Source organism: Treponema sp. UBA785, from assembly GCF_002297065.1.
Taxonomy (GTDB): domain Bacteria; phylum Spirochaetota; class Spirochaetia; order Treponematales; family Treponemataceae; genus Treponema_D.
Genome location: NZ_DBJD01000037.1, coordinates 1 through 5,679 on the forward strand (window position 1 = coordinate 1; position 5,679 = coordinate 5,679).

The 5,679-nt window shown below is 38.5% G+C and carries 4 protein-coding genes; all 4 read left to right on the forward strand.

Annotation, left to right across the window (positions count from 1 at the left end):
* Positions 1–115: 115 nt before the first annotated feature.
* Positions 116–1,153, forward strand: coding sequence for a GGGtGRT protein (locus B2X33_RS02960; RefSeq protein ID WP_296667534.1), 1,038 nt, complete (start codon positions 116–118; stop codon positions 1,151–1,153).
* A gap of 273 nt (positions 1,154–1,426) precedes the next feature.
* On the forward strand, positions 1,427–3,262 hold the full coding sequence (locus B2X33_RS02965) for an N-6 DNA methylase family protein (protein ID WP_296667536.1): 1,836 nt from the start codon (positions 1,427–1,429) through the stop codon (positions 3,260–3,262).
* A complete protein-coding gene (locus B2X33_RS02970; RefSeq protein WP_296667538.1) occupies positions 3,249–4,001 on the forward strand; it encodes a hypothetical protein in 753 nt (250 codons plus the stop codon). Before B2X33_RS02965 ends, B2X33_RS02970 begins: the two co-directional genes overlap by 14 nt.
* 503 nt (positions 4,002–4,504) lie before the next feature.
* Positions 4,505–5,679: HAMP domain-containing protein (locus B2X33_RS02975; RefSeq protein ID WP_296667540.1), on the forward strand; the 1,175-nt coding region annotated here is incomplete at its 3' end.

The window sequence follows — 5,679 nt, forward strand, 5'->3', positions numbered from 1 at the left end:
CGAAAGAGGCAATCGAGAAGGCGCGCACTCACTACGGACGCGTTACAGAAGACCAGGGCATGGTAAAACTTATCGACCCTCGCAAAAACTAATTGTAGGAACGGAGGAAAGAAAAATGGCATTGTTTGAAGATTTTGAAGGCCGTATCCCGCAGGTAAACAAGGCTCTTAAAGAATATGGTTTCGCAGAAGGCGAAAAAGGACTCAACGAGGCCCGCGACCTTTGCAAGGCACGCGGTTTTGACCCTTACGAAATCTGCCAGTCAACACAGCAGATTTGTTTTGAGGACGCAAAATGGGCTTACGTTCTCGGCTCTGCAATCGCAATCAAAGAAGCTGAGAAAACTGGAGACAAGACTGGCTCAACAGCTGCCGCAAACATCGGAAAAGGCCTTCAGGCATTCTGCTTGCCAGGCTCTGTAGCTGACGACCGCAAAGTAGGTCTCGGACACGGAAACTTGGGCGCGCGTCTTCTTTCTGAGGAGACACAGTGCTTCGCTTTCTTGGCAGGACACGAGTCTTTCGCAGCCGCTGAGGGCGCAATCAAAATCGCAGCGAACGCGAACAAAGTCCGCAAGAACAAGCTCCGCGTTATCTTGAACGGTCTTGGAAAAGACGCTGCCCAGATTATCAGCCGCATCAACGGATTCACTTACGTTCAGACTAAGTTTGACTACTTCAACGGCGAGGGAACAGACAAGGCTCTCAAAGTTGTAAAGGAAATCCCGTACGGAAACAATCCTGAGCGTCTCATTGTAAAATGCTACGGCGCAGACGATGTACGCGAGGGAGTGGCAATCATGTGGCACGAGGATGTCGATGTTTCTATCACTGGAAACTCTACAAACCCGACTCGCTTCCAGCACCCGGTTGCGGGAACTTACAAGAAGGAACGCTTGCTCGCAGGCAAAAAATACTTCTCTGTAGCTAGTGGCGGCGGAACAGGACGCACTTTGCACCCTGATAACATGGCTGCAGGTCCTGCTTCTTACGGCTTCACAGATACTTTGGGCCGCATGCACTCAGACGCTCAGTTCGCTGGTTCTTCATCAGTTCCGGCGCACGTTGAGATGATGGGCTTCATGGGAATGGGCAACAACCCGATGGTAGGCTGCACAGTAGCTTGCGCGGTAGCAGTTGCAGGAAGTTTCTAGTTTTAAGAGTAACTATAATTTGGCTGAATCTATTGCAGCCCGCTAGTTTTCACGTTTTTTCGTTTACGAAAAATGCGAGCATTGCGAGCAAGTGGAAACTAGATAAGCAACCGAAGGTTGCGACCTGCACAGTAGCTTGCGCAGTAGCAGTTGCAGGCTCATTCTAATTGAAAATTTAGAATAAAACGAAAAAGAGCGTCATTTCTGACGCTCTTTTTTTTGAGATTCTGTCTTTACGTTTGATTGACTAAAAATGTATTATAATTATCCAAGATGAATAACGTGAAAACAGCTTTTTTTAAAAAAGATATTCAAAATAAATTTAATATTTCTCTTGCTACTGTAAACAATTGGATAAAGACAGGTGTAATTCCATCTCCAAAAGATGGAGTATATACAAAAGATGATTATTCGGCATTGATAAAATCAATAGAAACAGGTTCGTCACGGCTGCAGTCAAGGGCTAACCGTTCTTATCAGAATTTTTCAAGTGCTGTATTCTTAGGAATAAAAGATAAAAAACGCAAAGAACTTCTTTTAAAGCTTATTGAAATATTCGAAAACAGCAGCCTTTCTATTCAAGAGGCTGTCTCTTGTCTTGGAAAACAAATTCTTTTAAGCAACGATTTATATGATGAAAAATCAGACATTTTCTTAAAAATAAATAACATATATAACGGCGAAAATATTTTTGAAAACTTTCATATTGAAAATAAAGATGATGATATTTTAGGGGCGTTTTATCAGTCTGTTCAGACTATTTCATGTAAATCAAAAGACGGGGCTTTTTACACACCTTCGGAAATTCTTTCTTCTATAGAGATTCCAATAAATGCTAAGGTCTTGGATCCTTGCTGTGGTAGCGGAAGCATTTTGATAAACACGCTTTCAAAAGAACATAATCCTGATAAAATTTTCGCTTTTGATATAGATGAAGTTGCTTTGCTGATTTGCCACATAAATCTTGTTTTGTTTTTCAATAATCCTTTTATTTCTTCTCATATCGAAAAACACGACTTGATTTTTTCAGATGAAACTGACTTGTTTTTACAGAGTGATGAAAAATATGATTTTATTGTTACAAATCCGCCATGGGGAAGCAAACTTTCAAAAAAGCAAAAGGATTTATTGCTGTCTAAATATCCTTTTTTGAACACAACAGAAATTTTTAGCATTGCATTGTATAATTCCATAAATAAGCTGTCTGCAAACGGCAAATTGAATTTTTTTCTGCCGGAATCCATATTAAATGTTGCGGCTCATAAAAATATACGAAAATTTTTATTGAATACGCATCGGAATATTGAAATTTTACCATTAGGAACGGCATTTAAAGGTGTCCAGTCTGAATGTGTGCTTCTAAAGCTTTCCGAAATTGCAAAATACGAGAGTCAAATTACCGTTGAAAAAGAGAGACAATATAAACTTAATATAAAAAATATAACTGCCCCTGATTATTTAATTTCTTACAATGTTTCTGAAATTGATGATAAAATCTTAAACAAGATTTATTCATTGGGTGAAGCAAGACTTCCTGAGAGTACAAAATTCGCTTTGGGGGTTGTAACTGGCAACAATAAGAAATTTCTTCATGAAGAAAGACTGTATGATGATGAGCCGATTTTTAGAGGGAAGGACATAATTCCATACAGGTTAAAATCTCCTGAAGTTTTTATAAAATTTACGCCCGATATATTTCAGCAAGTTGCGCCTGTGGCAATATATCGTTCAAAAAAAATCGTTTACAAATTTATTTCTGATAAGATTGTCTGCGCTTTGGATGACGGCCAGTTATTTTTGAACAGTGCGAACATGATTATTTCTCCTGATTATCCGATGGAAATGCTTGTCTGTCTTTTTAACAGTCCTGTTTACACATTTATTTACCAGAAAAAATTTAAGTCAAAGAAAGTCTTAAAGCAGCATTTTCAAAATTTCCCATTGCCAGTATTGGATTCTGATTTAAGCGGAAAATTTTATGAAGTCTATGCTGATATTTTAAACAATACAAAAACTCAGAAAGCTGCTGATGAGCTGATTTGTGATTATTTTGGAATTTCTGAAACAGAATACGATTATATAAAGGAGAGTGTCTATGGAAATCCTTGAGAAAGAGCTTGAAAAACTGATTTCTAAATTAAAAGATGCGGATGATTTCCGCTCTGAAATTGAAAATATTCAGAATGTGTATCCTTTTAATAGATATGAATATGTTATAACAAAACTTGTTGAAGAAAAAATCCTTTCTTATGAAGATTATCTTGAATTGCGAAATGATTACATCAATAGAAATTTATATCTCTATGTTTTTGAAATTTCCGCTCCACGAGGTTTTGGCGATACCTGGGGCTTTAGCCATCTTCTTGCGGTTGAACCTGAATTGAAACGTCCTTCAAAGAAAATCGATTCATCTTATAAAGGACAGTATGATTTGTATTTGCCATATATGGGCGAAAATATAAAAATTGAAGTAAAAGGCTCTCGTGCAGTTGACAGAAATAGACCAAACGAGCCTCTTTATATGAAAGCGCTTTCTTCAAATTCAACAAAAGATTTTCTTATGAATTTTCAGCAAATAAAGCCAACTTGTTGCGATGTTATGCTTTGGTTTGCGGTTTATAGAGATTGCGTAAAATACTGGGTTTTAAAAAACAGAGATATATATAATTTAAATTTCTCTCCGCAGCACAGAAACGCTGAAACTGCGACAAGAAAAGACGGTTACAAGAAAACTGATATTTTCGAAGGTCAAGTGATGATTACTCGTGAGAATATTGATTCTATACAGAAGTTTCAGGTTGACGGACGTGCATTGCGGCAGGCAATTATTGATAAATATGAGGAATAATAAATAGAAAACTTTACGGAAAAACAGAATCAACATTGACATCAGCCACCAGCAGCATTGTAAAGTGTCAAAAACTCGATTGTACATCGACAACGAACAACATTGTCAGCTGTCAAAACGTAGGTTGATAGCAGGCAGCTAACAATATTGATAGCCGCCAAAATGTAGGTTGATAGCAGTCAAAACGTAGGTTGATAGCAGGCAACTAATAATATTGGTGGCGGTCAAAACCTTGCTTATGTGGCATCGGCTATCAACGTTGATTTTAGCTTTGATGTAGTCAGAAGTTAAAATATAAACCGGCCTGCTTAATCAAAATTTAAAAAATTATCGCTCTGCTTGCTAAAAAAAAGCCTTAATATTTGGAAAAAAAGGCAATACTGCATTATACTTATAAAATAATATTATTATATGATTTTTTTGTTGCCCGCTTTTCTGAATTTAAAAAATCATAGCATTTTACTTCTAAGCTGATTTAGATAAGTTTTATTGGAAAAAGTTTTATGAAAAATGTTCAAAAAAATCTGCAATTGCAGGTGAAATTTCCGCTTGGCGTAAAGCTTGCGATAATCATCGGAACAATTGTTCTGGTTTCGCTTGGCTGCGTTACTTTTCTTAACAGTCATTTTATCGGGCAGGATGTCCAGATTACTGCCGAAAACAACAATCTTACAATCAATTCGCGTTCGGCAGGAACTGTTGAGGACAAGCTTTCCACAATCCGCTCGAATGTTTTTCAGCTTTTGGACTTGCTGAATGTTGTCGGCGGCGGGCGTTCTGCTTCTTTGGCGCGTCAGGCGGAGGCTTTTTTCTTTGAAAGAAACCAGGATATTGCCGCGGTAAATATTTTAAGCGGCGATGATTCTAAATCTTCCGTAAAATCTAATGCTCGTTCTGCAAAAGAATCTTCTATAATAAACAGCCGCTTTTTTATCTCGAATGAGATTGATGTGTCTGCCCTTGAAAATTTCATAAAAGCCAGTTCTTTGCAGATAAACCGTTCCTGTCTTGGCGAAACTATTGCATTGAACGCTTCGCCTTTTTTCAACATTCCTGTCATGTCTCTGCTTTTTCCATGGAAGGAAAACGGACTTGACCAGACTTGTGTAATCACTTTCTCGATTGAGAATATGTCGGACATTCTGGGAACTGATTCTGTGAACACAACTTTTATCCTGAACGATTCTGCGGAAATTCTGTGCCACCCGGACACTGAAAAAGTTTTGATTGGCGAAAGCTACAAGAATTTTCCGCTGGTTGCGGCAATGAGGCAGAACAACGAAAGCAATTCGGACAGCCGGCAGATTCCGTTTTCTGTGGTTGATGAAAACAATAAGAAGACTGACTATTTCGGGGCTTACCAGAAACTTTCGTTTGGCGATATTGTAGTTTTTACGACCGTTCCTGTTGATTCAGTTCTGGAGGGCGTCCGCGCGACAAGGACTAACAATATTTTTCTTACAGGAATTGTGTTTTTTCTTTCCATAATAATAATCCTTGTCTTTACGCGGCTTGGAATTTCGCGCCATTTGCAGAAGCTTACAGAAGCGGCGGAAGAAATCAAGAACGGAAACTTTGACACGCCGATTTTTAACGAGCTTAGCACAAAGCGAAAGGATGAAATCGGAGTTTTGAACCAGAGCACAAAAGACGAGCGTGAATTTCTTGACGTTTTTGC

What these genes read in the sequence shown, in the direction of transcription:
- B2X33_RS02960 (WP_296667534.1), top strand. Translation starts at nt 116, where the DNA reads ATGGCATTGTTTGAAGATTTTGAAGGCCGTATCCCGCAGGTAAACAAG.
- B2X33_RS02965 (WP_296667536.1), top strand. Translation starts at nt 1,427, where the DNA reads ATGAATAACGTGAAAACAGCTTTTTTTAAAAAAGATATTCAAAATAAA.
- B2X33_RS02970 (WP_296667538.1), top strand. Translation starts at nt 3,249, where the DNA reads ATGGAAATCCTTGAGAAAGAGCTTGAAAAACTGATTTCTAAATTAAAA.